Origin of the sequence: Paracoccus yibinensis, from assembly GCF_030846195.1 — a bacterium.
GTDB lineage: Bacteria > Pseudomonadota > Alphaproteobacteria > Rhodobacterales > Rhodobacteraceae > Paracoccus > Paracoccus yibinensis.
Window position 1 is genome coordinate 24,126 of record NZ_JAVCWH010000008.1, and the last position, 26,258, is coordinate 50,383.

The 26,258-nt window shown below is 67.6% G+C and carries 24 protein-coding genes and 1 pseudogene; 4 read left to right on the top strand and 21 right to left on the bottom strand.

Features of this window, described 5'->3' with window-relative positions:
- Positions 1 to 2 precede the first annotated feature (2 nt).
- From RAH32_RS15505 to RAH32_RS15585, 17 genes are all read right to left on the bottom strand, one after another.
- A complete protein-coding gene (locus RAH32_RS15505; RefSeq protein WP_306609006.1) occupies positions 3 to 2,045 on the bottom strand; it encodes a bifunctional sugar-binding transcriptional regulator/dihydroxyacetone kinase subunit DhaK in 2,043 nt (680 codons plus the stop codon).
- A complete protein-coding gene (gene dhaL / locus RAH32_RS15510) occupies positions 2,045 to 2,704 on the bottom strand; it encodes a dihydroxyacetone kinase subunit DhaL (protein ID WP_306609008.1) in 660 nt (219 codons plus the stop codon). Before dhaL (RAH32_RS15510) ends, RAH32_RS15505 begins: the two co-directional genes overlap by 1 nt.
- A gap of 57 nt (positions 2,705 to 2,761) precedes the next feature.
- Positions 2,762 to 4,525: a dihydroxyacetone kinase subunit DhaL gene (gene dhaL / locus RAH32_RS15515; protein ID WP_306609010.1), complete on the bottom strand. Its 1,764-nt coding sequence runs from the start codon at positions 4,523 to 4,525 to the stop codon at positions 2,762 to 2,764.
- Positions 4,526 to 4,545: 20 nt separating this feature from the next.
- Positions 4,546 to 5,304, bottom strand: a complete 759-nt coding sequence (locus RAH32_RS15520; protein WP_306609012.1) for a GolD/DthD family dehydrogenase — start codon at positions 5,302 to 5,304, stop codon at positions 4,546 to 4,548.
- A gap of 78 nt (positions 5,305 to 5,382) precedes the next feature.
- Positions 5,383 to 6,372 (bottom strand): substrate-binding domain-containing protein, encoded by a 990-nt coding sequence (locus RAH32_RS15525; protein WP_306609014.1) that lies wholly within the window; start codon positions 6,370 to 6,372, stop codon positions 5,383 to 5,385.
- Positions 6,373 to 6,433: 61 nt separating this feature from the next.
- On the bottom strand, positions 6,434 to 7,459 hold the full coding sequence (locus RAH32_RS15530) for an ABC transporter permease (RefSeq protein WP_306609016.1): 1,026 nt from the start codon (positions 7,457 to 7,459) through the stop codon (positions 6,434 to 6,436).
- Between the two features lie 55 nt (positions 7,460 to 7,514).
- Positions 7,515 to 9,008 (bottom strand): sugar ABC transporter ATP-binding protein, encoded by a 1,494-nt coding sequence (locus RAH32_RS15535; RefSeq protein WP_306609018.1) that lies wholly within the window; start codon positions 9,006 to 9,008, stop codon positions 7,515 to 7,517.
- A gap of 160 nt (positions 9,009 to 9,168) precedes the next feature.
- Complete coding sequence (locus RAH32_RS15540) at positions 9,169 to 9,576, bottom strand: type II toxin-antitoxin system VapC family toxin (RefSeq protein ID WP_306609020.1); 408 nt, start codon at positions 9,574 to 9,576, stop codon at positions 9,169 to 9,171.
- Positions 9,573 to 9,812, bottom strand: coding sequence for an AbrB/MazE/SpoVT family DNA-binding domain-containing protein (locus RAH32_RS15545; protein ID WP_306609022.1), 240 nt, complete (start codon positions 9,810 to 9,812; stop codon positions 9,573 to 9,575). Before RAH32_RS15545 ends, RAH32_RS15540 begins: the two co-directional genes overlap by 4 nt.
- Before the next feature lie 141 nt (positions 9,813 to 9,953).
- Complete coding sequence (locus tag RAH32_RS15550) at positions 9,954 to 11,027, bottom strand: Gfo/Idh/MocA family protein (RefSeq protein WP_306609125.1); 1,074 nt, start codon at positions 11,025 to 11,027, stop codon at positions 9,954 to 9,956.
- 22 nt (positions 11,028 to 11,049) lie between these two features.
- Positions 11,050 to 12,120 carry a sugar phosphate isomerase/epimerase family protein gene (locus tag RAH32_RS15555; protein WP_306609024.1) on the bottom strand — a complete coding sequence of 357 codons (1,071 nt, stop codon included), beginning with the start codon at positions 12,118 to 12,120 and terminating at the stop codon, positions 11,050 to 11,052.
- A 26-nt stretch (positions 12,121 to 12,146) separates the two neighbouring features.
- Entirely contained in the window at positions 12,147 to 13,295 is a 1,149-nt protein-coding gene (locus RAH32_RS15560; RefSeq protein WP_306609026.1) for a Gfo/Idh/MocA family protein, read from the bottom strand.
- 4 nt (positions 13,296 to 13,299) lie between these two features.
- Entirely contained in the window at positions 13,300 to 14,055 is a 756-nt protein-coding gene (locus tag RAH32_RS15565; RefSeq protein ID WP_306609028.1) for a sugar phosphate isomerase/epimerase family protein, read from the bottom strand.
- Positions 14,056 to 14,073: 18 nt separating this feature from the next.
- Positions 14,074 to 15,186: an ABC transporter ATP-binding protein gene (locus RAH32_RS15570; RefSeq protein ID WP_306609029.1), complete on the bottom strand. Its 1,113-nt coding sequence runs from the start codon at positions 15,184 to 15,186 to the stop codon at positions 14,074 to 14,076.
- Positions 15,187 to 15,189: 3 nt separating this feature from the next.
- A complete protein-coding gene (locus RAH32_RS15575; protein WP_306609030.1) occupies positions 15,190 to 16,140 on the bottom strand; it encodes a carbohydrate ABC transporter permease in 951 nt (316 codons plus the stop codon).
- Complete coding sequence (locus RAH32_RS15580; protein ID WP_306609032.1) at positions 16,133 to 17,026, bottom strand: carbohydrate ABC transporter permease; 894 nt, start codon at positions 17,024 to 17,026, stop codon at positions 16,133 to 16,135. Before RAH32_RS15580 ends, RAH32_RS15575 begins: the two co-directional genes overlap by 8 nt.
- A gap of 55 nt (positions 17,027 to 17,081) precedes the next feature.
- Entirely contained in the window at positions 17,082 to 18,320 is a 1,239-nt protein-coding gene (locus tag RAH32_RS15585; protein ID WP_306609033.1) for an ABC transporter substrate-binding protein, read from the bottom strand.
- 140 nt (positions 18,321 to 18,460) lie between these two features.
- On the opposite strand from RAH32_RS15585, the gene RAH32_RS15590 reads away from it, so the two are divergent.
- Together RAH32_RS15590 and gfa are read left to right on the top strand one after the other, a co-directional pair.
- A complete protein-coding gene (locus RAH32_RS15590; RefSeq protein WP_306609035.1) occupies positions 18,461 to 19,507 on the top strand; it encodes a LacI family DNA-binding transcriptional regulator in 1,047 nt (348 codons plus the stop codon).
- Between the two features lie 334 nt (positions 19,508 to 19,841).
- Positions 19,842 to 20,417 (top strand): annotated as a pseudogene (gfa, locus tag RAH32_RS15595) (S-(hydroxymethyl)glutathione synthase); the annotation flags it as partial.
- Positions 20,418 to 20,816: 399 nt separating this feature from the next.
- Here gfa and RAH32_RS15600 read toward each other — a convergent pair.
- Positions 20,817 to 21,713, bottom strand: coding sequence for a LysR family transcriptional regulator (locus RAH32_RS15600; RefSeq protein ID WP_306609037.1), 897 nt, complete (start codon positions 21,711 to 21,713; stop codon positions 20,817 to 20,819).
- Positions 21,714 to 21,796: 83 nt separating this feature from the next.
- Between RAH32_RS15600 and RAH32_RS15605 the strand changes: the two genes are divergently transcribed.
- Both RAH32_RS15605 and RAH32_RS15610 read left to right on the top strand, forming a co-directional pair.
- Positions 21,797 to 22,951, top strand: coding sequence for a CaiB/BaiF CoA transferase family protein (locus RAH32_RS15605; protein WP_306609039.1), 1,155 nt, complete (start codon positions 21,797 to 21,799; stop codon positions 22,949 to 22,951).
- Positions 22,948 to 24,081, top strand: a complete 1,134-nt coding sequence (locus RAH32_RS15610; RefSeq protein ID WP_306609041.1) for an acyl-CoA dehydrogenase family protein — start codon at positions 22,948 to 22,950, stop codon at positions 24,079 to 24,081. Before RAH32_RS15605 ends, RAH32_RS15610 begins: the two co-directional genes overlap by 4 nt.
- Positions 24,082 to 24,113: 32 nt before the next feature.
- Here the strand turns inward: RAH32_RS15610 and RAH32_RS15615 are convergent, their stop codons facing one another.
- From RAH32_RS15615 to RAH32_RS15625, 3 genes are read right to left on the bottom strand one after another with little or no spacing between them, the layout of a single operon-like run.
- The gene (locus RAH32_RS15615; protein WP_306609043.1) at positions 24,114 to 24,884 is read right to left on the bottom strand and encodes an amino acid ABC transporter ATP-binding protein; all 771 of its coding nucleotides are present in this window, start codon (positions 24,882 to 24,884) and stop codon (positions 24,114 to 24,116) included.
- A 2-nt stretch (positions 24,885 to 24,886) separates the two neighbouring features.
- Positions 24,887 to 25,543 carry an amino acid ABC transporter permease gene (locus RAH32_RS15620; RefSeq protein ID WP_306609045.1) on the bottom strand — a complete coding sequence of 219 codons (657 nt, stop codon included), beginning with the start codon at positions 25,541 to 25,543 and terminating at the stop codon, positions 24,887 to 24,889.
- The gene (locus RAH32_RS15625; protein ID WP_306609047.1) at positions 25,543 to 26,190 is read right to left on the bottom strand and encodes an amino acid ABC transporter permease; all 648 of its coding nucleotides are present in this window, start codon (positions 26,188 to 26,190) and stop codon (positions 25,543 to 25,545) included. The genes RAH32_RS15620 and RAH32_RS15625 overlap by 1 nt, the downstream gene beginning before the upstream one ends.
- Positions 26,191 to 26,258: the final 68 nt, after the last annotated feature.

A 26,258-nucleotide genomic window follows, 5' to 3' on the forward strand; every position in this document is an offset into this window, starting at 1 on the left:
CCCTAGCACTGGGTCCAGGCCGGGGACCGGCAGGGATGGTCCAGCAGCGAGACCAGCTCGTCGTCCAGATGCAGCGCGGTGATCGACACCCCGGCCATGTCCAGCGAGGTATAGTAATGGCCGATCAGCGTGCGATGCACCTCGACCCCGCGCGCGCGCAGCCGCTGCCGAACGCGGCGGTTCAGGATATACAGTTCCATCTGCGGGGTGCTGCCCAGCGAATTGACCAGAAGCGCCACGCGGTCGCCCTCGGCTGGCTGCATCTCATCCAGGATGCGGTCCAGGATCAGGTCGGCCGCCGCATCGGCCGAGGCAAGCCGGACGCGGGCGATGCCGCGTTCCCCATGTACGCCGACGCCGATCTCCATGTCGCCCGGACCAAGCTGGAAGCTGGGCCTGCGCGAATCCAGAAGCGCGCCCGGTTCCAGGGCGATGCCCATCGAATAGCATCGCTGGCTGGCCCGCCGGGCAATGTCCGCGCAGGCGTCCAGCGGCATCATCCGGTCGCAGGCAGCGCCCGCCACCTTGAAGACGAAGACGTTGCCCGCAACGCCGCGCCGCGCCGCCCGCGTATCGGCGGGGGCCGAGGCGATGTCGTCGGTCGTCACCACCGCACGCACCGGAACGCCCCTTGCCGCCGCCATCTCGGCGGCCATCTCGAAGTTCAGAAGATCGCCCGAGAAGTTGCCGAAGATGTGCAGCACCCCCGCACCCCCGTCCGCCGCCAGCGTGGCGGCAAGTATCGGGTCCGGCGGCGGCGCGGCAAAGACGTTGCCGATGGCGACCGCATCGGCCAGACCCTCGCCGACATAGCCGAAGAAGCCCGGCTCATGCCCCGCGCCGCCGCCGATCACCAGCCCCACCTTGCCCGGCCGTGGCCCGCGGACGGCCCGCAGCGCCCGGGGCGCGCCCTCGACGGCGGCAAGCACGCCTTCATGCGCCAGCAAGGCCCCCGCAACGGTTTCGTTGACGGCGTCTTGCGGACGGTTCAGGAATTTCTTGACGCCCGTTCGTTCCGGCAGGGGCGGCCGCTCTCCCTCGCGCCGGCTGCCCGGCACCTCGTCATAGCCTTCGGATGCCAGGATCGCGCGCGCCGTGTCGGCATCCGTCACCATGACATTGACGTAACCGCCCCGCAGCGCGGCCAGGATCGCCTGCACCTTGTCCATGCCGCCCGCAACGCCGATCCGACAGGGAATGGCCTTCAGATGCGACAGCTCGATCCCGATGGTCCGGCCGTCGAGCGGCCCGTCCACCGGCTCTCCTCGGGCCGAGATCAGGCGCCCGGCGATGCTGCCCACCGCCGCGTGGTAATGCGAATGCATCGCCACGTCGTCAAAGAAGCCGCTGGTGTGGATCGTGCTTTCAGGCCGCAGCGAAGAAATGCCCAGCACGATCCGGTTGGCCTGGGCCAGCACCTGCATCTGCTCGGCCACCACGGCTTCCGACAGCAAAAGGCCGCGCATCTCGGGGGCGGACACGATCGCCGGGGCCGAGATGGGGATGCAGCGCGCGCCAAGCGCCTCGGCCAGGCGGGTCGCGCAGGCCTCGGGGGTCCAGGGGATCTTGGCGGTGGTGCCGCCGGTGGCCTGGACCACGCGCAGATCCTGCAACCCGCTGCGGTCAAGCTGCTGGGCCAGGGCCAAAACGCTGCGCCCCCAGGTCACGGCGATGGTGTCGCCCGACTGGGCCAGGCGCGACAGCGCCTGCGCGCCCGCCGCACCCAGCCGATCGATCAAGGGCCGCTCGCCCGCCCCGGACGGGATCACCAGGCAATCCTGAAGTCCGAAATGGTCGCGCAGGGCCTGGGCGATGCTCAGCGCGCGATAACGGTCGGGGTCGATCTCGATCGAGACGATGTTGCGGGTCCGCGCATCGGCCAGATAGGCGTTCACCGACGCGCGGGATATGCCCATCTGTGCCGCGATCTCGTTCTGGGTCAGCCCGTCCACATAGTAAAGCCAGGCCGCCCAAAGCAGCGCGTCTTCGCCGAACCGCAGGGGGATCAAGGGGGGCGGGGTCCGCTGAGCCTGGTTCTGCGCCATCAGCCCCTCCTTCCAACGGTTGTTTCAGCCCAGCCGGCCAGACTGTCCAGCAAAGCCGCCGCCGAGGCCGCCCCTGGATCCAGGTGGCCGATGCTGCGCGGACCCAGCCGGGCGGCGCGTCCCCGGGCGGCCATCATGGCGCGGGTGGCCTCGGCCCCCTCGGCTGCGGCAAGGGCCGCAGCGCGCAGGATCGCGGCCGTGTCTCCGCCGCGCCTTTGCCCGTCCTGGACCGCGTGGACGGCGGGCAGCCAGGCATCCACCATCGTCTTGTCGCCCGGCTTGCCCCGGCCACGATCGATGATGCCGCCTGCCATGGCGGGAATCAGGTCGGCAAGCCGGGCGAAGGGCACCGCCTGATGCGGCCCGAAAGCTTGCGCGGCACGCAGAAGAGCACTGGCGTAAAGCGGCCCCGTGGTCGCCCCCACCGCGTTCAGAAGCGTTGTCGCCGCAAGGCTCAGCCCATCCGCCAGGGTCTGGCCATCGGCCTCGCCCTCGATCAGGGCGCGCGAGGCGGCGGCAAAGCCCTCGGCCATGGCGACGCCGTGGTCGGCATCGCCGATCTCGCCGTCCAGTTCGGCCAGCCTGTCCTGTTCCGCCGCCATGCGCGCGGCCAGGCTGCGGAACAGGTCGGAAAGGTCGGTGCGCGTGAACATCAGCATCAGACCCTCTTGGCATGTTGTCCGGCGCAGTGGCAAGCGACGACGCCGGGACCGTGCTCAGCCGTCTTGCAGCCGACGCGCCACGCTGTCGCCAAGCGTCGTCAGGATCAGGCAGCAGGAGGTGGCCCCCGCATCCAGGACCCCGCGCGACCGTTCGCCCAGCCGGCTGGCACGCCCCAGCCGGGCCACCATGTCCACGGTGCTGTCGCGCCCCTGCCGGGCGGCCTCGGCCATGGCTGCCAACGCCGGGGCAAAGCCCTGCGCGCGGTTCGCGTCAAAAGCCTCGACAGCGGGGATGAGGCAGTCCATCAGGGTCTTGTCGCCGACCTGGGCCGATCCCGTCTTGCGCACGCCCGCCAGTCCCGCGTTCAGCATGACCGAAAAGCCCTCGGCGTCGATGGCCGTGCGGCCCTCGACCGCTTGGGCCATATTGCCGAACAGGAAGCCATAGAGCGGCCCCATCGACCCGCCGATTTCCGACATCAGCACGTCCGACAGCACGCTCAGCGCCTGGTCCAGCGGCTGATCCCGACCCTCCAGACGCTCGGCCGCGCGGCCAAAGCCCTTGGCCATGTTGATGCCGTGGTCGCCGTCGCCGATCAACCCGTCAATCTCGGACAGATAGGCGCGGTTCGCGACGATGACCGATGCCAGTTCCCGCACGATCCCCGACCCGTCCGACAGCGGCAGTTGCGGCGAACCCACGGCCTGGGGCGCGCGAGGGGTGTCGTCGCCGGCACTCGCGCCCCGCGCAGCACGACGCGCGGCAGCAGCGACCTGCGCCATCGGTGCGACCGACGTTCCCAGCACCGTCAGGCCGGGCGAGGCGCATTCCACATCCAGCAGCGTCTTCAGTTCGTCATCAAGCACCATCACCGTCAGCGTCGCCCCCACCATCTCGAGCGAGGTGAAATAGTTGCCGACAAAGGCGCGGTGGACCTTCAGCCCCGCTTTTTCCAGCCCGACCTCGATGCGGTCGTAAAGCACGTAAAGCTCGTTCACCGGGGTCGCCCCCAGGCCCGAGACAAGCACCGCGACCTCGGCCCCCGGCGCCAGGCCATGATCCTCCAGCACGATGTTCAGCATGTCGTCGGCCACCTGATCCGCGCTTTTCAGGGGCTCGACCCGGGCCCCCGGCTCGCCGTGGTGGCCGATGCCGACCTCCATCGTGCCGGGTTCGATCAAGAAGTTGGGATGGCCCACGGCCGGCAGCGTGCAGGGTCCGAGACCCACGCCCACAGACCGGCAGGCATCGATCGCCCGCTGCGCCGCGGCCTGGACCTCGGCCAAGGTGCCGCCTTGCGCGGCCTTGGCCCCGCCGATCTTCCACATGAAGATCTCGCCCGCTACGCCGCGGCGCCGGTCGCGTTCGGACAGGGGCGCGGAACAGACGTCGTCGTTGGCAACGACGGTCGCGACCTCGATCCCCTCGGCCGCGACCATTTCCGAGGCCATGCGGACGTTCATGTTGTCGCCGGCATAGTTGCCGTAAAGCACCGCCACCCCTGCCCCGCCATCGGCGGCCCGGATCGCATCGGCAAAGCTTTTCGCCGTGGGCGACGAGAACAGTTCGCCAATAGCCACCGCATCGACCAGGTTGCGCCCGGTATAGCCGATGAAGGCAGGCTCATGCCCAGACCCGCCGCCCGTGACGATCCCCACGCGCCCCTCTTGCGGGGCCTGGCGCGAGACGACCACGCGCGGGTTCATGGGGTCCCGGCGGACCAGATCCGCATGAGCCTTGATAAAGCCCGCAACCGTTTCATCGACCAGATCGTCCGGGTCGTTCACAAACCGCTGCATGGCCCGTTTTCCTGACATCACGTCCATCGGATCGTCCCTCATTTCACTGTATAGCCGCCATCGACCAGCAGGTCGGCGCCGTTGATCATCGCTGCTGCGTCCGAAGCCAGGAACACTGCCGCCGCGGCGATCTCCTCGGGTTCGGCAAAGCGGCCCGTGGGGATCTGGGCCTTCATCGCCTCGCCCTTGGGGCCTTCCCAGGCCTTGCGGCCCAGGTCGGTCATCACCACCGTGGGAGAGATCGAGTTGACCGTGATGCCGTGGCGACCCCATTCAAGCGCCAGGGTCTTGGTCACGCCGATGATGCCGAACTTCGACGCGCAATAAGCGACATGGCCGTCGATCGCGACCGATCCCGCCTGGCTGGCCAGGTTGATGATGCGTCCGCCCTTCCCGGCCTGGATCATCCTGCGGCCCACCGCCTGGGCCATGGCGAAGCTGCCGGTCAGGTTGATGTCTATGGTGCGCCGCCAGGCGGTGTCCGACAGATCCTCGGCAGGGGCGAGGTCAACGATCCCGGCAGAGTTCACCAGGATGTCGATGCTCCCGAAAGCCGCGACGACGCCATCGACCGCCGCCGCGATGCTGCCGCTGTCGGAAACGTCGCAAGCAAAGGCCCGGGCGTTGTTCCCCAGCGTTTCAGCGTGGCGGGTCGCCGCGTCGGCGTTCATGTCCAGCAGCGCGACCGCCGCGCCCTTGGCGGCGAAGGCCTGCGCAATGGCCAGGCCGATACCCGACGCGGCGCCGGTCACGACGGCGGTCTTGCCCGCCAGGGAAAAATCAAGGGATGCTGGCATGGAAAAGGCTCCTTGCAAAAGGGCGTGCGGGATCGCGGCGACAACCCCGGCGGCACAGAGGCCGCCGGGGGGCGACGTTTACTGGCGTGCCGCCAGCAGGTCGTCCACGTTTTCGGCGGTCACGGGGGTCCAGGGCACGTTGTATTCCGCGTCCGTTCCGCCGTTCCACGGCATGTCGGGATACTGGGTCCAGATCTCGGACATCGGCTCATAGTCGGGCTTGACGGCCTTGATCGCCACGTCGATGGCCCCCTGGGCCTGGGCCGCGCCATCTTGCAGGATCGACGCCATCTGCCCCGCCTTCACCGCGTTCAGCGCGTCGGTCACGCCGTCCACACCCGCGATCGCGAAGTCGGACACGTCCATGCCTGCGGCCTTGATCGCCTCGATCGCGCCAAGCGCCATTTCGTCGTTCTGCGCGATCACGCCCTTGATGTTCTCGCCATGCGAGGTCAGCCAGTTTTCCATCAGGCTCTGGGCCTCGGCGCGCGACCAGTTCGCGGTCTGCTGTTCCAGCACCGTCACCTCGGGACATTCGGCCAAGGCCTTCTCGTTGCCCTCGCCCCTTTGAATCTGGGCGGATTGGCCGATCGGACCTTCGATCACGACGACCGCCCCGGTGCAGCCCATCTTGTCCAGCACGGCCTTTGCCTCAAGATAGCCCGCCTGGACGTCGTCGGACCCCACATAGGATGTCAGAAGGTCGCTGTTCACCCGCGTGTTCGACCCGACCACGGGGATCCCCGCGTCATGGGCCAGCTGGACGGCGGTCGCCCCGGCCTCGACATCGATCGGCGCGAAGACGATCGCATCGAAGCCCTGGGTGATCATCGTCTCGAACTGGTCCTGCTGGACCAGGGCGTCATAGCGGCCGTCGAACACCGTCAGTTCCACCAGTCCCGACGTGACGGCGGGGTGCTGTTCGGCGGCGTTGGTCCACAGCTGCATGAACTCGGCGTTCAGGCCATAGGGGGCAAGACCGATCTTGATCGTGTCCTGCGCGGCCGCAGCGGTGCCAAGTGCAAGCGCAAGGGCGCTTGCCGTCATCATCGTCGTCCGTGCTTTCATCTGGATTTCCTCCCTCAGTGACAAGCTAAACGGTTCGGATCGCGACCCCTGCGGGCCGGATTTACTCCTCGGTCCTGCGGGACCGGTCCAGCATCACGGCGGCCACGATCAGCCCGCCCTTGATGACCTGCTGGTAGTAGGATTCGACCCCAAGCAGATCGAGGCCGTTGTTCATCACCCCGATCAGCAGCGCGCCGATCACGGTGCCGCTGACCCGGCCGATCCCGCCCGCCAGGCTGGTGCCGCCGATCACCACGGCGGCGATCGCGTCCAGCTCATAGGCCACGCCCGCCTGCGGCAGCGCCGATCCGGTCCGCGCCGTCAGGATCATGCCCGCGATCGCCGCCAGCGCGCCCGAGATGACATAGACCAGGAAGCGGATGCGCCGAACCGGCAGGCCGGACACCTTGGCCGCATGCGGGTTGCCCCCCACCGCATAGACATGGCGGCCAAAGCGGGTGCGGGTCAGCACGAAATGGGACAGCGCAAAGACCAGGCCGAACAGGATGATCGGCACGGGAATGCCCGCGATGTCGCCCGTGCCGATCCAGCGATAGCCGTCCGTCAGCGCCGGGATGGGACGCCCCCCCGAATAGATCAGCGTCAGGCCGCGTGCCGCCGACAGCATCCCCAGCGTGGCGACGAAGGCCGGCACGGCAAAGCGCGCCACGGCAAGGCCCGACAGCGCGCCAAGGGCGATCCCGGTCAGCACCCCCACGGCCAGTGGCACCGCTGCGACATAGGGTGCGCCGGGAATGAAGCCCGCAGCCGAAGTGGTCGCGAAGCTGGCTGACACCACCCCCGCCATGGCGACCACGGATCCCACCGAAAGGTCGATCCCGCGCGTCAGGATGACAAAGGTCATGCCGATGGCCAGGATGCCGTTGATCGAGGTCTGGCGCAGCACGTTGATGATGTTGCGCGAGGTCAGGAAGTTGTCGCTGACGATCGACAGCGCCACGCACAGCACCGCAAGCGCGATCAGGATGCCGTAACGCTGCGCCATCGGTCCGATCCGCGACGACAGGGTGCGGGGCTGTTCCGTCCCGGCCCCGGCGGGCACGGCCGCCTTGATCTGGTTTTCCACGTCCATCCTCCCTCTTGCGCGTCCCGCGCCTCCCCGATGCCCGCTGGCGGGCCGGTCAGGCTGCCAGATGCAGCAATCCCTCGGCCGACAGCTCGGCCCGATCCAGTTGTCCGGCAACACCGCCGTCACGCATGACCACCACCCGGTCGGCCATGCCCAGAACCTCGTCCGTTTCGGACGAGATCATGATCACCGAACCCCCTGCCTGCGCGAAATCCGACATCAGGCGATAGATCTCGCGCTTGGCGCCCACATCGACACCGCGCGTCGGTTCGTCCAGCAGCAGGATCCGGGGTTCCGTCAGGAACCATTTGCCCAAGACCACCTTCTGCTGGTTGCCGCCCGACAGACTGGACACGTTCAGCCGGTCAGAGGCGGTCTTGATCTTCAACGCGTCGATCATCCGCTGGGCCGCGCCGCGTTCCGCCCGCCCGTTCATCACCGGTCCTGCGGAAAGGCGCCCCAGGGTGGCGAGGCACAGGTTCGACCGCACGTCGCCGGTCAGCACCAGCCCCGAACCCTTCCGATCCTCGGTCACATAGGCCAGCCCCGCCCGGATCGCATCCTGGGGCGAGCGGATGGCGACAGGCGCGCCGTCGATCTCGATCCGGCCATCTATCTGCTTTGACAAACCGAACAGACGGTCGAAGATTTCGCTGCGCCCCGATCCCATCAGGCCGTAAAGCGCCAGGATCTCTCCGCGCCTGAGGTCGAAGGTCACATCGCGGACGCCGTGATCGGCAGCAAGGCCCCGGACCGACAGCACGGGGACCGGCGCGGGCGTATTTTCCTTGATGAATTCCTCGGTCAGGGGGCGGCCCACGACCAGCTGGATCAAATGGTCCTTGGTGATGTCGGCCAAGGCCCCGGCCTCGACAAAGGCGCCGTCGCGAAAGACCGTATAGGTGTCGCAGATCGCGAAGATCTCGGACAGGCGGTGGCTGACATAGATCACGCCCTTGCCGCGCGCCTTCAGCGTGGCCACGGCGGCGAACAGCTGGTCCGCCTCGGCCTCGCCCAGGGCCGAGGTCGGCTCGTCCATGATGATAACCTCGGCGTCATAGCTGAGCGCCTTGGCGATCTCGACAAGCTGTGTCTGGGCGACGGTCAGGTCCATCATCAGGCTGTCGGCGCGGATACCGAAGTGAAAGCTGTCCAGCAGCGCCTGGGCCTTGCGGTTCATTTCGGCGAAGCGGATGCGGCCCAGAAAGCCCACGGGCTCACGGCCCAGGTAGATGTTCTCGGCAACGGTCATGGCGGGAACCGGGCTCAGTTCCTGCTCGATGATCGAGATGCCGCTGGCAAGCGCCTGCGAGGGGTTGTCGAACGAAACCTCCCGACCGTTGCGCAGCAGCGTCCCGGCGTCGCGGTGGTGGATGCCCATCAGGATCTTCAGGAAGGTCGATTTCCCCGCGCCGTTCCCGCCGCACAGCGCATGGACCGAACCGGGCATCAGCGTGAACTGCCCATCCCTCAGGGCGGGCACGCCGCTGAACGACTTTCGGAAGCCCGAAGCTTGCAACAGTGGCCTGTCAGTTTGTGATGTCATTGCCGCCTCACTACAGCACCAAGACCAAATTCAGACGCTACCTGACATTTGTAAAACCAGATTCGTGACTTCTGTCAAGTCTGCGCTGAAAAACGTCATGATGACCGGTCACCTCCTGACGGAGCCGGTGGAAGCTGACGAAGGGGAATGGTTTGGCGCCTTACTCAGGCGAGATCACGTCCAGCGACGGGAAATAGGTGCTGTAGCGACCCTGATCGCGGGTCAGCAGCCGATAGCCCCGAATGGCGGCATGGGCGCCGATATAGAAATCCGGCAACGGAGAGCGGCGCGCGCCGCCCCGGCGGCGATAGGCAAGAAAGGCCTTGCCCGCCAGGAAGGCTGCGGGCCAAGGCAGGGGTTCGCGGTGGAAGACATCTTCGGGAAGCAGCGCCTCGAGCGTCTCGATCCGGCTGTGGGCGACCGAAAGTTCGGAATAGATCAGCGGGTTGATGACAAGACGGGCATCGCGCCCCGCCTGCATCAGGGCATCCGCCGACCATTCCGCCCATTCGGGGTCGCCGGTCGAGATATCGATCAGGACATTGGCATCGACCAGGACCGGCGTCATTCGCGGGTCAGCGCCATGATCTCGTCCGTGGATAGTCCGGTATCCGCACTGCCGCGCAGTTGGTCGATGACCGATTGCAGGCGGCTTGCCTTGTGACGCACCCCCTGCCCTGCCGGCAGAACCCGGACCACGCCATCGTCGCCAATGACGAAATCGACCTCGTCCCCTGGACGAAGTCCGGCGAAGTCACGCACGCTTTGAGGAATGGTGACCTGACCTTTTGTGGTGATGCGCATGGCCCGTCCTTTGCGATATAGGGTAATACCCGAAGTAATACCACAGGGAATCGGGGAAGGGCAAGCAAGGCTGGCGGGGTGAGAACGCCCACTTCCGGGACGCTGATACGAGAGGTTCAGCATCTGCCCGACAGCCCACGCCTAGAGAGGATGCCACGCTCCGTTCGCCCGGCTGGACCGGATGCACGCCGAGACGAAGCGCATTCCGTCAAGGCCGTCCTGGATTCCCGGCAGGCCCGGCGGCACCTGCCCCGCTTGAATGGCGTCGGCCGCATCGGTGTAGATCGAGGCGAAGGCTTCGAGGTATCCTTCGGCATGGCCCGAAGGCAAGCGCGCGCTGCCCATGAATTCGGGGCCGCCGCGGGTCAGAGTCTGCGACGGCTCGCCCAGACGGGTCAGGCGCAGGCGGTTGGGATCGGCATGGGTCCAGTCCAGCCCCGCCTTGTCGCCCATGACGCGCAGCCTCACCTCGTTGTCGGATCCCGCCGCGACCTGGCTGGTCCACAGCATCCCCCGCGCGCCTTGCGAAAAGCGCAGCATCGCATGGCCGTTGTCGTCGATCTGCCGGCCGGGAAGGAAGGCGGTCAGTTCGGCCGCGACCGCCTTGATCGGCAGGCCCGAAACGAACGTGGCCAGATGCGCCGCATGGGTGCCGATGTCGGCAATCGCGCCCCCTTCTCCGCCAAGGGCGGGATCGGCGCGCCAACCCTGCTGTTCGGCGCGGCCCGGCCGGGCCAGCCAGTCCGAGACGAACTCGGCATGGACCAGCCGGATGCGGCCCAACTGCCCCTCGGCCACAAGCCGCCGCGCCTCTCGGATCATCGGATAGCCGGAATAGCTGTAGGTCAGGATCAGCAGCGCCCTGCTGGCCACGGATATGCGGGCCAGATCCTCGGCCTCGGGCAGGGTCGCGGTCAGGGGCTTGTCCAGGATCACGTGGATGCCCGCTTCCAGAAAGGCGCGGGCGACCGGCAGGTGCAGGTGGTTGGGCGTCACGACCGACACGGCGCGGATGCCGTCGGGCCGCGCGGCCTCGGCCCGTGCCATCTCGCGCCAGTCGTGATAGCTGCGCTGAAGCCCGATGGCCTCGGCCGAGGCCGCCGCGCGGCCGGCGTCCGAGGACAGCGCCCCGGCCACCAGCGTGAAGCGGTCGTCGATGCGCGCCGCGATGCGGTGGACGGCGCCGATAAAGGCGCCCTGCCCACCGCCCACCATGCCCAGGGGGATGCGCTGCACGTCAGCCCAGCCCCAGCATCGCCCGCAACGCGGCCCGGTCGGGTGCCTGGCCGCCGGCAAAGTCGTCGAAGGCGGTTTCGGTCGGCTGGATCAGATGCGCCTCGATGAAAGGGGCGCCCTCGGCCGCGCCCTGGGCCGCCGACTTGACGCAGCATTCCCATTCCAGCACCGCCCAACCGCGATAACCGGCCAGCGTCAGCCGCGAGAAGACGCCCGCGAAATCCACCTGCCCGTCGCCCAGGCTGCGGAAGCGGCCTGCCCGGTCCGTCCAGCCGGAAAAGCCGGAATAGACCCCTTGCCGGGCCGAGGGCAGGAACTCGGCATCCTTGACGTGGAAGGCGCGGATGCGGCTGGCGTAGTGGTCGATGAAGCCCAGGTAATCCAGCTGCTGCAGCACGAAATGCGACGGGTCATAGTTGATGGCCGCGCGGGGGTGGTTGCCGCTGGCCTCCAGGAACCGCTCGAAGCTGGTGCCGTCCATCAGATCCTCGCCCGGGTGCAGCTCATAGGCGTAATCGACGCCCTGCTCCTCGTGCGCGTCCAGGATCGGCTTCCAGCGGCGGGCGAGTTCCGCAAAGGCTTCCTCGACCAGGCCCGCCGGGCGCTGCGGCCAGGGATAGAGATACGGCCAGGCAAGCGCGCCGGAAAAGCCCACCTGCACGTCCAGACCCAGGTGGCGGGACGCGCGGGCGGCCTTGATGACCTGCCCCGCCGCCCATTCCGACTGCTCGCGCGGCTTGCCGCGCAGCGCCTTTGGCGCGAAGCCGTCGAACTGCGCGGCATAGGCCGGATGGACCGCGACAAGCTGGCCCTGCATATGGGTCGAAAGCTCGGTGATCTCGACCCCCGCCTCGCGGCAGGTGCCCGCGATCTCGTCGCAATAGTCCTTGGATTCGGCCGCGCGGTCCAGGTCGATGAAGCGCGGATCGACCGGCACCTGGATGCCGCGATAGCCAAGGTCCGCCGCCCATTTCGCGATGCTGGGCAGGCTGTCGAAGGGCGCGGCGTCGCCCGCGAACTGCGCCAGGAAGATCGCGGGGCCCTTGATGCCCCGCTGCGTGTCACTTGCCATGATGGCTCCTTTTCTCGGGCCGGGTTTCAGGCCGGGACGGTCTGGCTTGCCAGAAGCTGCGCCGCGGCCGCGGGATCCAGGGCCTCGGGGCGGGCGCAGGTGGTGGTCATGGGCACGAAGCGACCTTCCTCGCCCGATTGCAGGATCGCGGTCATCACCTCGACCACGTGCAGCGCCAGTTCGTCGTTGCAGCGGTGCGGGCGGCCTTCGGCGATGGCAAGCGCCATGTCCGCAAGGCCCGACGCGCGATAGTCGGCAACGCTGTTGCCGTTGTTCGTCTCGCGGTTCGGCGGTCCCAGCGGGTGGTCCCATGCGGGCAGGTCCGCCGCCTCGGCACGGCGCGTCACGCGGACCTCGCCGTCAAAGAAGTTCGGGTCGGGGATGTGCAGCGTGCCTTCCGTGCCGTAAAGCGCCATCGGCTTCAGGTCGTGCTGGTGGACGTCCCAGCTGGACTGGAAGCTGATGACCGCGCCGGATTTGAACTCCAGCAGGGAATGGATCGTGGTCGGCGTCTCGACCGGGATCTGCTCGCCTTTGCGGGCGGCCGATCCGATGGTCCGCGTCGGGCTGGGGGTGGACGCAAGCGCCGCGACGCGGGCCACCGGCCCCAGAAGCTGCACCAGGTTCGAGATGTAGTAGGGCCCCAGATCCAGCACCGGCCCGCCGCCCTTCAGGAAGAAGAAGTCGGGGTTCGGGTGCCAGCCTTCCATGCCGCTGGACATGACCGCGCAGGTGCCCGAGGTGACGCGGCCGATGGCGCCGCTGTCGACGATATGCCGGGCAAGCTGGTGGCTGGTGCCCAGGAAGGTATCGGGGGCCGATCCGATCCGCAGCCCGCGTTCGGCGGCGATCCGGGCCAGTTCGCGCCCTTCCTCCAACGTTAGCACATAGGGCTTTTCGGAATAGACATGCTTGCCCGCCTCAAGCGCGCGTTTCGAGATGTCGAAATGCGCGGCCGGGATGGTCAGGTTCACGATCAGGTCGATGTCGGGGCTTGCCAGCAGCGCGTCCACGCTGCGCGCCTCGATCCCGTATTCGGTGGCCCGCGCCTCGGCCGCAGCATGGTTCATGTCGGCCACGGCGACAAAGCGGATGCCCGCGAAATGCGGCGCCCGGCCCAGATAGGATGCCGAGATGTTGCCGGCCCCGATCAGGCCCAGTCTAAGATCGCTCATGGTGTCAGCCTTTCAGGGTCTGCCAGGCCTTCGCGGCCTGGGTCGCAAAACGGTCGAAGTCCGAGGGCTTGTCATGTTCGGCCACCAGAACCTCGACGCGGGCCTGGGCGCGCAGGGCATCCAGGATCGCGGGCCAGTCCATCGTGCCGGTGCCGGGATCGGCCCAGCCGTCCTCGTCGGTCTTCTCGCCCGCAGGCGCGATGTCCTTGAAATGGGCGGCGGTGATGCGCGGCCCGTATTGGGCGATCCAGTCCAGCGGGTCGCCGGCGCCGCGCACGATCCAGGCGATGTCGGCTTCCCAGTCGATCATCGGCGCCTCGTCCAGGATGATCTTCATGGGCGTCCGGCCGTCGGGCAGGGCATGGAACTCGAAGTCGTGGTTGTGCCAGCCGAAGGTCAGGCCGCGTTGGGCCATCTCCCCATGCGCGGCGGCAAGGCGGGCGGCGAAGGCCTGCCATCCCGCGGCATCCGCGGGACGCTGGTCGGGGCCAATGTGGGGGGCGAAGATCATCGTGGCGCCGACCTGGCCCGCGATCTGGGCCACGCGGTCGGGGTTTTCCTCGATCAGGTCCAGCGAGACGTGCAGCGACGGCATGGTCATGCCTGCGGCGGACAGGGCCTCGGCGATGGCGGGCAGGTCGTCGAAGACGCCGCCATAGCCCTCGGCCGCGTCATAGCCAAGCGCGCCGAGACGGCGGATCACGTCGGCATAGGGCGTGGCGAAGCGGGCCGAATAGAGTTGCAAGGACAGTTTCATCATCTTCTCCGTAGGAAAGTCTCAGATCCGCGTTTCGGTTGCGGCGTCGAACAGCGACAGGCTGGCGGGGTCGAAGCCGATGGACAGCACCTGGCCCGCGCGCACGCGGTCCTCGCCGTCCAGGCGGACGCGGAAGGGGGTGTCGCCAAGCCGCGTCCAGACCAGGGTGTCGGCGCCCATCGGCTCGACCACCTCGACAAGGGCCTGGGCCTGGATGGGCAGGGCGGCGGCCGCCTCGCCGGTGCGGACATGTTCGGGGCGGATGCCCAGCACGGCCTCGGCCCCGCGCGGGCGGGTGGTGAAGTCATAGCCGGTGACATCGGCCACCAGCGGGCCGTGGAAGATGTTGCCTTCCAGCCGGCCCGGCAGCAGGTTCATGGGCGGCGATCCGATGAAGCCCGCCACGTAAAGATTCGCGGGGCGGCGATAGATGTCGTCGGGCGTGGCAAGCTGCTGGATCTTGCCGCCGCGCATGATGGCGATGCGGTCGGCCAGGGTCATCGCCTCGATCTGGTCATGGGTGACATAGATCATGGTGTTGCCCAGGCTCTGGTGCAGACGCTTCAGTTCGACCCGCAGTTCCGCCCGCAGCTTGGCATCCAGGTTCGACAAGGGTTCGTCGAACAGGAACACGTCCACGTCGCGCACCAGGGCGCGGCCGATGGCCACCCGCTGGCGCTGACCGCCCGACAGGGCCGCGGGCTTGCGCTTCAGCAGCGGTTCAAGCTGCAACGTGGACGCGGCGCGGGCGATGCGGCGCGCGATCTCGCCCTTGGGCACGCGGGCGTTCTTCAGGCCGAAGGACAGGTTCCCCTCGACCGTCATCTGCGGGTAGAGCGCATAGGACTGGAACACCATCCCAATGCCGCGTTCCGACGGCTCGGCCCAGGTGACGTTCTTCCCCGAGATGAAGATCTGCCCCTCGGTCGCCGGTTGCAGGCCGGCGATGCAGTTCAGCAGCGTGGACTTGCCGCAGCCCGAGGCGCCCAGCAGCACCAGGAACTCGCCGTCGTTCACGTCCAGGTTCAGATCGCCCAGCACCTCGACCGCGCCATAGGACAGGCTGAGGTCGCGGATCGAGACGGAGACGCCGTCCAGTTCGGATCGGGGATCGGCGCGGAGTGCTTGTGCCATGGGTCAGCCTTTCACGGCGCCTGCGGCGATGCCGCGGACGAAAAGTTTGCCAGAGAGGAAGTAGATCGTCAGCGGAACAAGGCCGGTCAGCAGGGTCGCGGCCATGTTGACGTTGTATTCGCGCACGCCCTGGACCGAGTTGACGATGTTGTTCAGCTGCACCGTCATCGGATAGCTTTCGGGCCGGGTATAGATCACGCCGAACAGGAAGTCGTTCCAGATCCCCGTGACCTGCAGGATCACCGCCACCGTGAAGATCGGCAGCGACATCGGCACCAGCACGCGCAGGAAGATGCCCCAGAAGCCCGCGCCGTCCACCCGCGCAGCCTTGAACAGCTCGGGCGGCAGCGAGGAGAAGTAGTTGCGGAACAGAAGCGTGATGATCGGCATCCCGAAGACCACATGGACCAGCACCAGGCCCCAGACCGACCCCATCAGCCCGATTTCGCGCAGGATGATGACGATGGGATAGATCATCACCTGGTATGGGATGAAGGCGCCGAAGATCAGGATGGTGAAGAACACCTCGGACCCCTTGAAGCGCCAGTTGACCAGGGCATAGCCGTTCACCGCCGCCACCGCGATCGACAGGATCGTCGCCGGTATGACGATCGCGACCGAGTTCCAGAAGCCGCGCGACAGCCCGTCGCAGTTCAGCCCGGTGCAGGCGGACGACCAGGCCTTGACCCAGGGCTCGAAGGTGATCTCGACCGGCGGGGCGAAGATGTTGCCCATGCGGATCTCGGGCATCCCCTTCAGCGAGGTCATGACCATCACCCACAGCGGCAGCAGGTAATAGGCCGAAAAGATCAGAAGCCCGCCATAGATCATGATGCGCTTGCCCGACAGGCGGCGCGTGGGGGCAAGGCCTGCGGGTCCGTCCAGCAGCCGGCCGCGCGGGGCGGCGCTGCGGGGCGGCGCGGCGGCGGCCGCGGGATATGCCGCGTCAGACATGGCGTTTCCTTCCCATGCGGAACAGCGCGAAGGGGATGATGATCGCCAGCACCGCGGCCAGCATCATGGTCGAGGCCGCGAAGCCCTGCCCCAGGTTCTGGTTGCCGAACATGTAGTCATAGACGTATTTCGCGGGCACTTCGGACGCGATGCCCGGCCCCCCGCGCGTCAGCGCGACGACAAGGTCGTAAAGCTTGATGATCCCGGCCGAGATCAGGACGACGCAGGTCGCGAAGACCGGCTTCATCATCGGCAGGATGATGAACAGATAGGTCTTCAAGGCGGGGATGCCGTCCACCCGGCTGGCCTTCCAGACGTCCTCGTCGATGCCGCGCAGGCCGGCCAGCATGATGACCGTGGTCAGCCCCGCACCCTGCCAGATGCCCGCCGCCAGAAGCGCCAGGATCACCAGGCCGGAATCGTTCAGCGGATCGAAGGTGAAGCCGGAAAAGCCCATGCTGCGGACGATGTGCTGCAACCCGAAGTCGGGGTTCAGGATCCACTGCCAGACGACGCCCGTGACGATGAAGCTGAGGGCATAGGGGAACAGGATGATGGTGCGGAACCCGTCCTCAAACCGGATCTTCTGGTCCAGAAGCACGGCCAGCAGAAAGCCGATCGCCAGCGTTAGCACCAGGGCCAGGATGCCATAGATCGCCAGGTTCTCGATGGACACCTGCCAGCGGGGCGTGGACCACAGCCGCTCGTATTGCGCCAGGCCCACGAAATCCAGCCGGGGCAGCAGGCGCGAATTGGTGAAGGAATGGACCACCGTCCACAGCGAGCAGCCGATGAAGACCACAAGGGCGGTCAGGATCATCGGCGTGGCTGCCAGCTTGGCCGGCCAGTTCTGGAGCAATCGGATGGGAGGGCCGGATCGGGCCATGAGGGTGCCTCCGGTCAGGGGAAAAACCCGGCCCCCTGGGGGCCGGGCGCGGGCGTCACATCGCGGACTGGACGATTTCGACGAAGCGCGCGTGCGCGTCCTCGGCGGAAAGGTCCGATCCGAAGAACTCGGCCGTCAGATCCTCGATCTGCCCGCGCGAATCCGACGACATCACCAGGTCGATGGTCGGGATGGTGTTGCCGGCCTTCAGCGTTTCAAGCCCGGCCTTGGTGCATTCGTTCACTTCGGCCAGGTCGATGTCGCCGCGCACCGGCAGCGAACCCTTGGCGGCGTTGAAGGCGACCTGCGCTTCCTCGGACAGGATCACCTGGGCCAGGGCGCGCTGCGCCTCGGTCACGGCCTCGTCGTCGTTCACCGGGAAATAGATCGCGTCGCCGCCCGTGGCGATGACGGGTTCGCCCCCAAGGCCGATATGGCAACCGTAATCCGTGCCCGCGGACTTGCCCGCCAGGGCGAATTCGCCCTGCGCCCAGTCCCCCATGACCTGGGCCGCGGCCGTGCCCTCGATGATGCGGTTGGTGGCCATGTTCCAGTCGCTGAGATTGCCGCCCGAGGCCAGATCGCGGGCAATGGCATATTCGGCGAAGATGTTCTTCAGCGTGTCGCTGTTCAGCGCGTCCTCGTTCCGCTCGGCGAACACCTGGTTGTAGAAGTCGGCCCCGCCGATCCCCGAGATCATCGCGTAAAGCAGCAGCGCCGTCTGCCAGCCCTGCATCCCCTGCGCCAGGGGCAGGATGCCCGCCTCGCGCAGCGCGGGGGCGGCGGCCTTCAGTTCTTCCCAGTTGGTCGCAGGCTCGACGCCCGCCTTTTCAAAGGCCGACAGCGAGGTCCACATCCATTGCGGCGAATGGATGTTCAAGGGCGCGCAATAGACGCGGCCCTCGAAGGTGCAGGCGTCCAGCAGCGAGACCGGGTTGATCGTGTCGCGCCAGCCGTTCGCCTCGGCCACCTCGGTCAGGTCCTGCATCAGCCCGGCCTCGACCAGTTCCTGCGCCTGCAACCCATGGTTGAATTGCGTGGCCCCCATCGGGTCGCCGCCGATGATGCGCGACACCATGATCGGCCGCGCGGTCGATCCCGATCCGGCGATGGCGCCGTCGACCCAGCCATGCTCGGTCTGCTCCTCGAAGATGCGGGCCAGTTCCTGCACGGCCGCGGCCTCGCCGCCCGAAGTCCACCAATGCGTCACCTCCAGGTCGGCCGCCATGGCTCCGGCAGGCAAAATTGTCACGGCAGCGCCCGCCAGCAGGCGGCGCATCGAAATCTTCTGCATTGTCATCCTCCCGTTGATCCGGCGCGACGGTCGCGCGGGCAGCGATCGGCTCGACCTCTCCCAGGTCGATGTAAACGATTGCTATGCGATTCCATCTCATGACCATTGCCTTTGCGTCAAGAAAAAATGTAATCCTTTACATGAAGACCTATCGGCGGGGCACCATGGCTATCGGAATCAAGGACATCGCTCGGCTGGCGGGTGTTTCGACGGCGACGGTCAGCCGCGCGCTGTCCCATCCGGGCCGCGTCTCGCCCGAAACGCGGGCGCAGGTCATGGCGGTGGTGGAAGAACACGACTATCGCGTGAACTCCTTTGCGCGCTCGCTGCGGGTGCGTCGGGCCGATGCAGTGCTGGCCATGGTGCCAAACCTGGGCAACCCGTTCTTTTCCGAAATCATCGCCGGCATCCAGGACGGCCTGACCCCTGCGGGCCTGGATCTGCTGGTGACCGACAGCCTGTCCCAGCAAGCGCGGCGGCAATCGCCCGTCACCCATCTGCAGGCCGCGCGGGCGGACGGGCTGATATGCCTGGACGGCGCCCTGCCGGCCGGCATCCTGGACGATCTTGCGGCAGGCGATGTGGCGGGCCGCGTGGTCTTTGCCTGCGAATGGCCCGAAGGGCGCGGCTTTCCGGTCGTGCGCAGCGATAACCGCGCGGGCATGGCCCTGGCCGTGCAGCACCTGGTCGGACTGGGCCATCGCGACTTCGCGCTGCTGACCGGACCCGAAGGCAACGTGCTGACCCGCGAACGGCGCGAGGGGGCCGAGGCTGCCTTGGCGCAGGCGGGGCTGTCCCTTCCCCCTTCGCGCATCGCCGGCGGCAGCTTCGAGATCCGCGACGGCTTTCGCGCGGCCGGCGACCTGATGCGGATGCCGTCCCGGCCCACGGCGATCCTGTGCAGTTCGGACCAGTTGGCAATCGGCTGCATTTCCGGCCTGTCGGAACTGGGTGTCCGTGTCCCGCAGGACGTGTCGGTGGTGGGCTTCGACGACATCGCGCTTGCCGCCTATTCCTGCCCTCCGCTGACAACGATCCGCCAGGACCGCCGCCGCCTGGGCCGCATCGCGGCCGAGCGGCTGCTGTCCAGCCTGTCGGGCAAGCCGCCTGCCGAGACGTTGACCACCCTGCCGGTCGAGATCGTGGTGCGCCGCTCGACCGCGGCGGCATCAAAGGCGGTGAAATAGGCTTCGCCCGGCGGGTCGGACCTGAAAACCATTGGCAGGCGGCTGCTTTGCCAAGCCGAATCCCCATGGGATTTATGCGCCTGCCTGGTTTGTTCCGAGCGGGACGATAACGGGGAATCAGCTTACACGCCTGCCATTCAGATGCCCGAATCGGTTGCGTGGGCTGAAAGCGTCTGTCCGGCGACATCATTCGGGCGCTCCAGCATGGTTCGGTTTTTGACGTCACCGTCAAAACACCCTTAAGTCCAAGTGTCCGAACCATATTTTTCTGATAGTCTGCCTTTCGTCCCGGCAGGAGAGAGACTGGGATGATCTGGTCACCGGAGGAGATGCCATGGAAAATACACAGGCCGTCCTTATTCACCCTGCAGTCGATGGCGGCATAAAGCGAGCCAGGCCGGATTTCACCGGCGGCACCCTGACCTGCAAATGCGCGACCAATCCGGTCAGGGTCCGGGTCGGCGCACAGACGGCGCACAACCACGTCTGCGGCTGCACCAAGTGCTGGAAGCCCGAGGGCGCGATCTTCAGCCAGGTCGCGGTCGTGTCGCGCGACGCGGTCGAGGTTCTGGAAAACGGCGACAAGCTGCAGATCGTCAACAAGGACGCGCCGATCCAGCGGTATGCCTGCACGGGCTGCGGCGTTCACATGTATGGCCGGATCGAGAACAAGGACCATCCCTTCTATGGCCTGGACTTCGTCCATACCGAACTGTCCAAGGAAGACGGCTGGGCCGCGCCCGAATTCGCGGCCTTCGTCAGTTCGGTGATCGAATCCGGTGTGGCGCCGTCCCGGATGGACGGCATCCGGGCGCGGCTGCGCGAACTGGGGCTGACCCCCTATGACACGCTGTCGCCGCCCCTGATGGACGCCATCGCCACCCATGTCGCCAAGCGCGAGGGGAAACTGCCCTCTGCCCCTGCCAGCAAGAGCGCCGAGACAGCGCCGGCCCAGCCAAAGCCGGCCACGTCCTCGGCGCCGCATCGTCCTGCCGCGTCGCCGCAGCCCGCCGTCGAAAGCGGATCGGTCTTCAGCCGCTTGCTGAACAAGCTGTTCGGCGGCCGGGGGTGATGTGACGTCTGGCCGGACGGTGATGCGGGACCATGCCCTGCAAGGCCGCCGGTCCCGTCGGTGCCTGGCGATCTTCGGCGCCAGGCACGTCTTTCCACGGGCAAGCCCCGGCAAGGGCGTCCTGATGCGGCTTCAGCTGGCGACCGCCAGAGCCCCGGCAGCGGCCCCGGCAACGCCAAAAGGATCACGCGGAACCGGCGATCCCCGTCAGGCCGGGCAAATCCTTACTCCTTCCCCTCATGCTTCGGCCATTGCGCGAACCGCGAAGTCCAGAAAGGCCGAGGCGGTTGCGGTCGGCGGCAGGGCCGCGGCGCGGGCCAGGGCGATGCGGCTGGGGGGCAGCGGGTCGGTCAGGGCCAGGCGCACCACCCTGCCGCCGTCATAGGCCAGATCATGCGGCAGGTCCGTCGCAAGAAGCCCGACGCCCATGCCGTTGGCGACCATGGCGCGCAGCATCTCGATGGATCGGGTTTCGGCGGCGATGCGCGGCGCGAGGCCCGCGATCTGGAACAGCGACAGGAAATAGCCGCGGCTGTGCGGCAGGTTGATCAGGATCACCGGATCCTCTGCCAGATCTCGCAGCGACACGGCCCCGGCACCGGCCAGCCGGTGATCGGGCGGCACAAGCGCATGGGGCGGGACCGCCTGCAAGGGCGTCAGCGCCAGATCCGCCGGCAGCCCCGCGTCATAGACCAGGGCAAGGTCGATGCGCCCGCTGCGCAGGCCCTGCGCCAGTTCGGCAAGATCGCCCTCGACCAGGGTGATCCTCGCGGCAGGATGGCGGGCGGTGAAGCCGCGCACCAGCCGGGGGGCGTGTCGCGGGCCAAGCGTCGAATAGACGCCCAGCGACATCTCGCCCTCCGGCCCCGCGGCGGGGGCCAGGACCGCCCGAGCCTGGGCCAAGAGGGATTCGAGCGCGGCCAGCTTTTGCCGCCCGAAGGGGGTGGGCCGCATCCCCTGCCCCGGCAAGCGCAGGAACAAAGGCTGGCCGAAATGCGCCTCGACCTGGGCCACGGCCTGCGACACCGATGGCTGCGACACGTTTGCAGTCCGCGCTGCAGCGGCGGTGGACCCGCTTTCCGCCACAGCCAACAGATAGATGATCTGGCGCAGGCCAATAGGTATCGGTTTCACTGATTTCTAACATTGGAAAAGATTGTTTCTACCTATAGCCTGCTCTGTCCTATCCTGTCCCGCGAAAAAGCATGGGGACTGTCATGGACGAAGACCGAAGACCGCTGGCTGGGATCAGGGTGGTGGATTTCACACGGGTTCTGGCCGGGCCTTACGCCACGGCACTGATGGCCGACCTGGGCGCTGACGTCATCAAGATCGAAGGACCCGGCGGCGACGAATACCGCCATGTCGGCCCCTTTCGCGACGGTGAAAGCGCGCTGTTCCAGACCGCCAATCGCGGAAAGCGGTCCATCGTCTTGGATCTGCGGTCGCCCGGCGACCTGGCGACGGCGCGCGGTCTGGCCGCACGCGCCGACGTTCTGGTCGAGAATTTCCGGCCCGGCGTGATGGCCCGGCTGGGACTGGACGCGGCCAGCCTTCAGGCGGTCAATCCGGGGCTGGTCTATGCCTCGGTTTCGGGCTTCGGGCAAAACGGGCCGCATGCGGCGCGGCCCGCCTATGACATCATCGTGCAGGCCATGTCGGGCCTGATGGACCTGACCGGCGATCCGGCAGGCGCGCCGACGATGGTGGGCGAGGCGATGGCGGATGTGGCGGGTGGCCTGTTCGCGGCCTGGGGGATCATGGTGGCGCTGTTCGACCGCAGCCGCACCGGGCGGGGCCGGGTGGTCGATCTGGCGCTGTTCGATGCGCTGTTGTCGATGATGCCTTCGGCCGCGGCGCGGGTGCTGGTGTGCGACGGGGACCCCCTGCGCACCGGGAACCGCCACGCGCTGTCCGCGCCCTTCGGGGTGTATCCGGCGGGGCAAGGGCATTTCGCGGTGGCCGTGCTGAACGACAAGCTGTTCTCGGCCTTCTGCGACGTGATCGGCCAGCCGGCTCTGCGGGACGACCCGCGCATGGCCAGCGACGAAAGCCGCCGCGCGCATGAGCCGGTCCTGGCCGGCGCGATTGCTGCCTGGGCGTCCGGCCTGACGCCGGCACAGGCGGTGGCGGCGCTGTCGGCGGCGGGGGTTCCCGCGTCGGAACTGGCCTCGGCCCGCGACGCCTGGCTGTCGGATCAGGCGCAGGCGCGGGGGCTGGCGACCCCGGTCGCCCATCCCGTGCTGGGACAGGTCAGCCTGCCGGAACAGCCGGTGCATTTTTCGGGCAGTCCGCGCGGCGCGCGCCGTGCCGCGCCCGCCCTGGATGAACATGGCGCCGCGATCCGCGCCGAACTGGAGACGGAACGATGACCGATTGGAGCGATGACGAAGCGGCCGTGCTGGACCAGATCGCCCGCTTTGCCGAAGCGGTGCTGGCGCCCCGCGCGGCCAACCTGGATGAAACGGCGACCTTTGCCACCTGCCACCTGCCCGCCATGGCCGAACTGGGCCTGATGGGCCTGAACCTGCCCGAGGAGGACGGCGGCCTTGGCCTGTCCGGCCCCGCCCTTTACCGCGCGGTGGAGCTGGTCGCGGGGGCCTGCGGATCGACCGCCTCGCTGCTGACGGCGCATTATCTGGCGACAGATTCGCTGCATCTGGGGGCGGATGCGGCGCTGCGGGCGCGGTTCCTGCCGCAGGCGGCGGCGGGCAGCCTGGGCGCATTCGCCCTGACCGAACCGCAGGCCGGGTCGAACCCCGCCGACATGCGCACCGTGGCGCGGCGCGACGGCGCGGGATACCGGCTGCGCGGGGCAAAGTGCTTCATTTCCAACGCAGGCGCGGCCGATTTCATGGTGGTCTATGCCAAGAGCGACCCTGACGCGGGCGCGCGGGGCGTGTCGGCCTTCGTGGTCGAACCGAAGGTGACGCCGGGCATCGTCGTCGCCCCGGCGGAACGCACCATGGGCTTGCGCGGCGGCCATGTCTTTGGCGTCACCTTCGACGACTGCTTCGTCCCGGAAGAAAACCGCATCGGTGCCGAGGGCACGGGCTTCCGCACTGCCATGAAGGTTCTGGACAACGGCCGGATCGAGGTCGCGGCCCAGGCCACCGGCATCGCCGCCGTGGCCCTGGACGCGGCCGTCGCCTATGCCAAGGAACGGCAGGTGGGCGGCCATCCCATCGCGGATTTCCAGGGGCTGCAATGGATGCTGGCCGACAGCGCCAACGACCTTGCCGCCGCCCGCGCCCTGGGGCTGGCTGCGGCGCGGCTGCGGGGGACCGGCGCGCGCTATTCCACCGAAAGCGCCCATGCCAAGCTGTTCGCGTCCGAGGCCGCCTGGCGCATCGCCGACCGCGCCCTGCAGATTCACGGCGGATACGGCTATTGCCGCGATTTCCCGCTGGAACGCTATCTGCGCGACCTGCGGATCTTCCGCATCTACGAGGGCAGTTCAGAGGTTCAGCGCAGCATCATCGCGCGCGGCCTGCTGGCCTGAACGGCGTCCCCGGCCCTGCGGCCGGGGATCGCTCAGAAGCTGTTGCGCTCGTGATAGGTGCGCAGGAAGGACTGGATGCGCGGATCCTGCGGCTGATGCAGGATCCGGTCGGGCGTGTCGGCGGCGACCAGTTCGCCGCGTTCCATGAAGGCCACGCGGTCGGCCACATGGGCGGCAAAGCCCATCTCATGCGTGACGACCACCATGGTCATCCCTTCGGAGGCCAGGGTCTTCATGACCGTCAGCACCTCGCCCACCAGTTCGGGATCAAGTGCCGAGGTGGGTTCGTCGAACAGCATCAGCCGCGGCTCCATGGCGATGGCGCGGGCGATGGCCACGCGCTGCTGCTGGCCGCCCGACAGGCGCGAGGGATGGTTGTCCATCTTGTCGGCCAGTCCCACCTTGGCAAGCGCGTCGGCCGCGCGGGCAGACGCCTCGGCCTTGGGCAGGCCGCGCACGCGCAGCAGCCCCTCGGCCACGTTCTCGCGCGCGCTCATGTGCGGCCACAGGTTGAACTGCTGGAAGACCATGCCGATCGACCGGCGCATCTCGCGCAGCGCGCGGCCCCCCATCTTGCGGCCCGGCGCGTCATAGCCGATCAGCCGACCGTCGATGCGGATCTCGCCCGAGTCGTATTCCTCGAGAAAGTTCATGCAGCGCAGCAGCGTGGACTTGCCCGATCCCGACGGCCCGATCAGGCAGGTGACCTTGCCCGCGGGAACCGACAGGTCCACGTCCTTCAGCGCATGGAACGGGCCGTAGTACTTGTTGACCTTCTGGATCTCGACGGCAGAGGCCTGCATCGTCATGTCCTTTCGATGAGGTGTTTCGTGACGCGCGCCTCGAACCGGCGGCCCAGGCGGGAAATGGTCTCGACCAGGCCCCAGAAGAACAGGGCCAAGACCAGGTTCGCCTCGACATAGCGGAAGGTTTCCGCCGACATGCGGCTGACCTGATACATCAGTTCGGGCACGGTGATGATGGACAGGATCACCGTTTCCTTGGTCAGGATGATCGAGAAGTTGATCAGCGCCGGCAGCGCCGACACCATCGACAAGGGCAGCAGGATCCGGCGCACGATGGAGGCTTCGGTCATGCCGATGGCGCGCGCGGCCTCCAGTTGCCCCAGGGGCACGGCACGGAAGCCCGCGCGGAAGATTTCCGCGAAATAGGGACTGCCGTAAATGGTCAGGCCCAGAAGCCCGGCGGGCAGCGCGTCCAGCCGCAACCCGATCAGCGGGCCGCCGTAATACAGCACGAACAGCTGCACCAGGAAGGGCGTGCCGCGGATTACCTCAATATAGACCTGCAGGATCCAGCACAGCCAGCGGGGACCGTAATGGCGCAGCAGCGCGATCAGCAGCCCCAGGCCCATGCCGAAGATCGTGCCGAGCGCCCAGCACAGGACGGTAAAGCCGAAGCCGCGCAGCAGGGCGGGGCCGTATTGTTGCAGCAGGTCCATCACACGGCCGTCCTGTGTTCAAGCCAGCGTCCCAGACCCGCAAGGCAGAGGTTGATGACCAGATAGATGCAGGCCGCCGCCAGATAGACCTCGAGCGGGCGGAAGGTGGTCGCGGCCTGCGCCTGGCTGGCGCGGGTGATCTCCAGGATGCCCACCACCGACACCAGCGAGGATGCCTTGACCAGCAGGATCAGCTCGTTGATCAGCGCGGGCAGCGACATGGTGACCGCCTGCGGCAGGATCACCCGTCGCCAGACGTCGGCGGGGGTCATGCCGATGGCCACGGCCGCCTCGGCCTGGCCGCGCGGCAGGGCGTTGATCGCGCCCCGCCAGATTTCCGAGATATAGGCACTGGCGCAGACACCCACGGTGAAGACGGCGGCGACCATGGCCGGCACGTCCACCCCGATCAGCGGCAGCGAGTAATAGAAGACCAGAAGCTGCACCAGAAGCGGGACGCCCCGCAGGAAGCTGACCCAAACCGCGCCAAAGCGGCGCAGGGAGCGCGAGGGCGACAGCCGCGCCGCGCAGATCAGCGTGCCGATCACCAGCCCCAGGGCGATCCCCCCGACCGAGATCAACAGCGTGTATCGCGCGGCCCAGAACAGCGGCACGAGGCTTTCCAGGAAAACCGGGATCGAGAACATGGCACCTCTGTCTGACGGGTCGCGGGCAGGTCGGGCGAAGCGCGCCGGGCGGGCCGTGCCGCCCGGCG

Bases quoted from the DNA above. Each gene is read 5' to 3' on its own strand.
- RAH32_RS15610 (WP_306609041.1), top strand. From the start codon at position 22,948: ATGACCGATTGGAGCGATGACGAAGCGGCCGTGCTGGACCAGATCGCC.
- RAH32_RS15560 (WP_306609026.1), bottom strand. From the start codon at position 13,295: ATGAGCGATCTTAGACTGGGCCTGATCGGGGCCGGCAACATCTCGGCA.
- RAH32_RS15570 (WP_306609029.1), bottom strand. From the start codon at position 15,186: ATGGCACAAGCACTCCGCGCCGATCCCCGATCCGAACTGGACGGCGTC.
- RAH32_RS15545 (WP_306609022.1), bottom strand. From the start codon at position 9,812: ATGCGCATCACCACAAAAGGTCAGGTCACCATTCCTCAAAGCGTGCGT.
- RAH32_RS15565 (WP_306609028.1), bottom strand. From the start codon at position 14,055: ATGATGAAACTGTCCTTGCAACTCTATTCGGCCCGCTTCGCCACGCCC.
- RAH32_RS15590 (WP_306609035.1), top strand. From the start codon at position 18,461: ATGAAGACCTATCGGCGGGGCACCATGGCTATCGGAATCAAGGACATC.
- RAH32_RS15585 (WP_306609033.1), bottom strand. From the start codon at position 18,320: ATGCAGAAGATTTCGATGCGCCGCCTGCTGGCGGGCGCTGCCGTGACA.
- RAH32_RS15625 (WP_306609047.1), bottom strand. From the start codon at position 26,190: ATGTTCTCGATCCCGGTTTTCCTGGAAAGCCTCGTGCCGCTGTTCTGG.
- RAH32_RS15525 (WP_306609014.1), bottom strand. From the start codon at position 6,372: ATGAAAGCACGGACGACGATGATGACGGCAAGCGCCCTTGCGCTTGCA.
- RAH32_RS15505 (WP_306609006.1), bottom strand. From the start codon at position 2,045: ATGGCGCAGAACCAGGCTCAGCGGACCCCGCCCCCCTTGATCCCCCTG.
- RAH32_RS15520 (WP_306609012.1), bottom strand. From the start codon at position 5,304: ATGCCAGCATCCCTTGATTTTTCCCTGGCGGGCAAGACCGCCGTCGTG.
- RAH32_RS15580 (WP_306609032.1), bottom strand. From the start codon at position 17,026: ATGGCCCGATCCGGCCCTCCCATCCGATTGCTCCAGAACTGGCCGGCC.
- RAH32_RS15605 (WP_306609039.1), top strand. From the start codon at position 21,797: ATGGACGAAGACCGAAGACCGCTGGCTGGGATCAGGGTGGTGGATTTC.
- dhaL (WP_306609008.1), bottom strand. From the start codon at position 2,704: ATGCTGATGTTCACGCGCACCGACCTTTCCGACCTGTTCCGCAGCCTG.
- RAH32_RS15555 (WP_306609024.1), bottom strand. From the start codon at position 12,120: ATGGCAAGTGACACGCAGCGGGGCATCAAGGGCCCCGCGATCTTCCTG.
- dhaL (WP_306609010.1), bottom strand. From the start codon at position 4,525: ATGTCAGGAAAACGGGCCATGCAGCGGTTTGTGAACGACCCGGACGAT.
- RAH32_RS15615 (WP_306609043.1), bottom strand. From the start codon at position 24,884: ATGCAGGCCTCTGCCGTCGAGATCCAGAAGGTCAACAAGTACTACGGC.
- RAH32_RS15550 (WP_306609125.1), bottom strand. From the start codon at position 11,027: ATGGTGGGCGGTGGGCAGGGCGCCTTTATCGGCGCCGTCCACCGCATC.
- RAH32_RS15540 (WP_306609020.1), bottom strand. From the start codon at position 9,576: ATGACGCCGGTCCTGGTCGATGCCAATGTCCTGATCGATATCTCGACC.
- RAH32_RS15575 (WP_306609030.1), bottom strand. From the start codon at position 16,140: ATGTCTGACGCGGCATATCCCGCGGCCGCCGCCGCGCCGCCCCGCAGC.
- RAH32_RS15620 (WP_306609045.1), bottom strand. From the start codon at position 25,543: ATGGACCTGCTGCAACAATACGGCCCCGCCCTGCTGCGCGGCTTCGGC.
- RAH32_RS15535 (WP_306609018.1), bottom strand. From the start codon at position 9,008: ATGACATCACAAACTGACAGGCCACTGTTGCAAGCTTCGGGCTTCCGA.